The organism is Pseudoalteromonas sp. S3260, assembly GCF_005886925.1.
Classification (GTDB): Bacteria; Pseudomonadota; Gammaproteobacteria; order Enterobacterales; family Alteromonadaceae; genus Pseudoalteromonas; species Pseudoalteromonas tetraodonis.
In genome coordinates, this window is the sequence record NZ_PNCV01000168.1 from 1 (window position 1) to 3498 (window position 3498).

Sequence of the window (3498 nt, forward strand, 5' to 3'; positions counted from 1 at the left end):
AGCACAAGCCAATGAGCAAGCGCCAAGCGATGACACAGAAAGTGAATCACCAGCACCGGCTGCAGATGATAAAAAAGCGGCAGTAGCTGCTGCTATTGCCCGTGCTAAAGCTAAGAAAGCAGCGCAAGCTAATGCATTAGCACAACAGAATGAAAATGCTGAGCCACAAGGCAACGATGAATCTTCTAACGGTTCAGAGCAAACAGCTCAAGCGAAGAAAAAAGCCGCCGTAGCCGCCGCCATTGCCCGTGCTAAAGCTAAAAAGCAACAAAAAGAAGGAAACGATCAGTCATGAAACTAACCATGGCCAGTTCACCCCACAATCATAGTCACAAGTCTGTGACACGGTTAATGCTAACTGTGATTGCGGCCTGTATTCCTGGTGTTATTGCACAAGTTGTATTTTTTGGTACCGGTGTACTTATCCAATTATTATTAGCATTAGTGTGTGTAAGCGCATTTGAAGCAGCCATTATGCTAATGCGTAAGCGCCCTATTTGGCCTTCATTAAGCGATGGCAGCGCATGGCTAACCGGCGTGCTGTTAGCGATTAGTATTCCACCTTTAGCGCCGTGGTGGGTTATTGTTATAGGGTGTTTGTTTGCCATTGTTATTGTTAAGCAACTTTATGGTGGTTTAGGCTTTAATTTATTTAATCCTGCAATGGCAGCCTATGTGCTTTTATTAGTGTCGTTCCCTGTGCAAATGACTGCCTGGTTACCGGTTACAGAGTTACTCAATACGGGCATTACTTTTAGCCAGCAGCTTAGTCTAATATTTAGTGACTTTACAACTCTTGGATACAGCTTAGATCAGCTCAGAGTGGGTATTGATGGCAGCACGATGGCCACCCCTCTTGATACGTTAAAAACAGATATTGCTCATAGCCTTACCGTCACTGAAAGTATGCAAAAACCGGTATTTAATGAATGGGTTGGCCTAGGTTGGGGTTGGGTTAATTTAGCCTTTTTACTCGGTGGCCTTTATTTATTAAAAACAAAAGTGATTAACTGGCATATACCAGTGAGTTTTATTGCCAGTTTAAGCCTATGCGCTGCAATTGGTTATATTGCCTCGCCAGGCACTGAGCCGGGTGTAGTGTTTCACTTGTTTAGTGGTGCGACTATGCTGGGAGCCTTTTTTATCGCCACCGATCCTGTATCAGCTGCAACCACTAATCGAGGTCGCCTTATTTATGGTGCAGCAATTGGTTTAATTGTGTATTTAATTCGTACATTTGGTGGCTTTCCGGATGCGGTTGCATTTGCCGTATTACTGATCAATATTGCAGTACCGCTGATTGATTACTACACACAACCAAGAACTTATGGCCATGGAGCAGTAAAATGATTATTTCTTCAATGGTAAAAAATGGCGCAATATTATGCGGTTTCGCACTCCTTACAACAGGATTAGTGGCCACTATAAACTCGTTAACGGCCGATAAAATTGCAGAGCAAGAGCAACTGCAATTAACTAACCAGTTACAAGAAGTATTACCGCACAGTAAGTACACTAATGAACTTTCTCAAGATTGTGTGATCATATCAGACCCTTTACTGGGGCCATACGACAACCAAGTAATTTACCGTGCCCGAAAAGATGACGAACCCGTTGCATTAGTCATTCGTCATGTCACTCCTAGCGGCTACAGTGGCGATATAAACTTACTTAGCGCGGTATATCGCGATGGCAGCGTTGCTGGTGTAAGGGTTACTAAGCATGAAGAAACCCCAGGTTTGGGCGATAAAGTTGAAATTAAAAAGTCAGACTGGATCACCTCATTTAATTCAAAAACAGTACAAAGCGAAAGTGACGCGCGTTGGGCCGTTAAAAAAGATGGCGGTCAGTTTGATCAATTTACTGGCGCAACCATTACGCCTCGCGCTGTAGTTGGCTCAGTTAAAAATGCGGTAGTGTATGCACAAAATAACTTTGATGATCTTTTTGCAGCAGCGAATGCTTGCCCTGAGGTAACACTATGAGTGAATTAAAAACCCTTTATAAAGAAGGCCTATGGGGAAATAACCCCGCCTTAGTACAGTTATTAGGTTTATGTCCTTTACTTGCTGTTACCTCCACGATTACTAATGCGCTAGGTTTAGGCTTAGCAACCTTATTGGTATTAGTGGGCTCTAATATTACTGTATCAATAGTGCGTAACTGGGTACCTAAAGATATTAGAATACCTGTGTTTGTGATGATCATTGCCGGTTTTGTGACGATTGTGCAGCTGATAATGAACGCTTACACTTTTGGCCTTTATCAATCTTTAGGGATTTTTATTCCATTGATTGTGACTAACTGCGCCATTATTGGTCGTGCTGAAGCATTTGCCTCTAAAAATCCAGTGCATTTATCTGCCTTTGATGGCTTGATGATGGGCTTAGGCTTTATGTTGGTACTAATTGTACTTGGCGCTATGCGAGAGCTGATTGGCCAAGGCACCTTATTCGATGGCGCCGATTTATTACTCGGTCCTTGGGCTTCAGCTTTACGCATCGAAGTATTTAGCTTTGATAGCCAGTTTTTACTGGCCATTTTACCACCTGGCGCATTCTTAGGGCTTGGGCTGCTGATCGCCGCAAAAAACGTCATTGATGCACAAATAAAATCAAAACAAGTAACGCCGCCAGAAGCTGAAAAAGGCCCTAGAGCGCGTGTTACTAGCTTAACTTAAGGGGAAAACGCATTAACTTAATAAAGCTAATGCGTTTTAAGTTACATGAATAAAGAAAAACGTTACCAAATACTTACTCGCTTGCGCGATGACAACCCACATCCTGAAACGGAGCTTGAATATTCAAGCCCGTTTGAGTTGCTAGTTGCCGTAACACTCTCAGCACAAGCCACCGATGTAGGGGTAAATAAAGCCACCCGAAAACTCTTTCCAGTGGCAAACACACCGCAAGCTATTTTAGATATTGGCCACGACACACTGCGTGATTACATTAAAACCATCGGTTTGTTTAATTCAAAAGCAGCCAATGTATATAAAATGTGCCAAATATTGGTAGATCAGCATAACGGTGAGGTGCCAGAGAACCGTGAAGCCCTAGAAGCCCTCCCTGGCGTTGGCCGTAAAACTGCCAATGTGGTACTCAACACCGCATTCGGCTGGCCGACCATCGCTGTAGATACGCATATTTTCCGTGTTTCAAACCGCACTAAGCTTGCTATGGGTAAAGACGTGGTTGCGGTTGAGCAAAAGCTCGAAAAAGTTATCCCCAAAGAATTTAAAGTAGACGTGCACCACTGGCTCATTTTACATGGCCGCTACGTGTGTACTGCACGAAAGCCCAAATGTGGCAGCTGTATTATTGAAGATTTATGTGAGTTTAAAGATAAAACTGAGTAATCAAAGCCTGCTTTGTGCCATGAGCGGTCATTGGAAACGCCGCATTAAGGTGTGAGCGGCGCTTGCCTATACTTTGAGCGAAGCGAAAACGGCAAGCGTTGCGAATCACTCTTAAATGCTTTGTGTACGCCCGACATGGG

At 43.6% G+C, this 3498-nt stretch carries 4 protein-coding genes and 1 pseudogene; all 5 read left to right on the forward strand.

Annotation, left to right across the window (positions count from 1 at the left end; genetic code table 11):
* Positions 1-295: pseudogene (locus CWC14_RS17730) on the forward strand (electron transport complex subunit RsxC); the annotation flags it as partial.
* Positions 292-1350 carry an electron transport complex subunit RsxD gene (gene rsxD, locus CWC14_RS17735; RefSeq protein ID WP_138564208.1) on the forward strand — a complete coding sequence of 353 codons (1059 nt, stop codon included), beginning with the start codon at positions 292-294 and terminating at the stop codon, positions 1348-1350. The pseudogene CWC14_RS17730 and the gene rsxD, both read left to right, overlap by 4 nt.
* Positions 1347-1985, forward strand: a complete 639-nt coding sequence (rsxG, locus tag CWC14_RS17740) for an electron transport complex subunit RsxG (RefSeq protein WP_138564210.1) — start codon at positions 1347-1349, stop codon at positions 1983-1985. The genes rsxD and rsxG overlap by 4 nt, the downstream gene beginning before the upstream one ends.
* Complete coding sequence (locus CWC14_RS17745; protein WP_138564212.1) at positions 1982-2680, forward strand: electron transport complex subunit E; 699 nt, start codon at positions 1982-1984, stop codon at positions 2678-2680. The genes rsxG and CWC14_RS17745 overlap by 4 nt, the downstream gene beginning before the upstream one ends.
* A 45-nt stretch (positions 2681-2725) precedes the next feature.
* Positions 2726-3358 (forward strand): endonuclease III, encoded by a 633-nt coding sequence (gene nth / locus CWC14_RS17750; RefSeq protein WP_013465287.1) that lies wholly within the window; start codon positions 2726-2728, stop codon positions 3356-3358.
* Positions 3359-3498 lie beyond the last annotated feature (140 nt).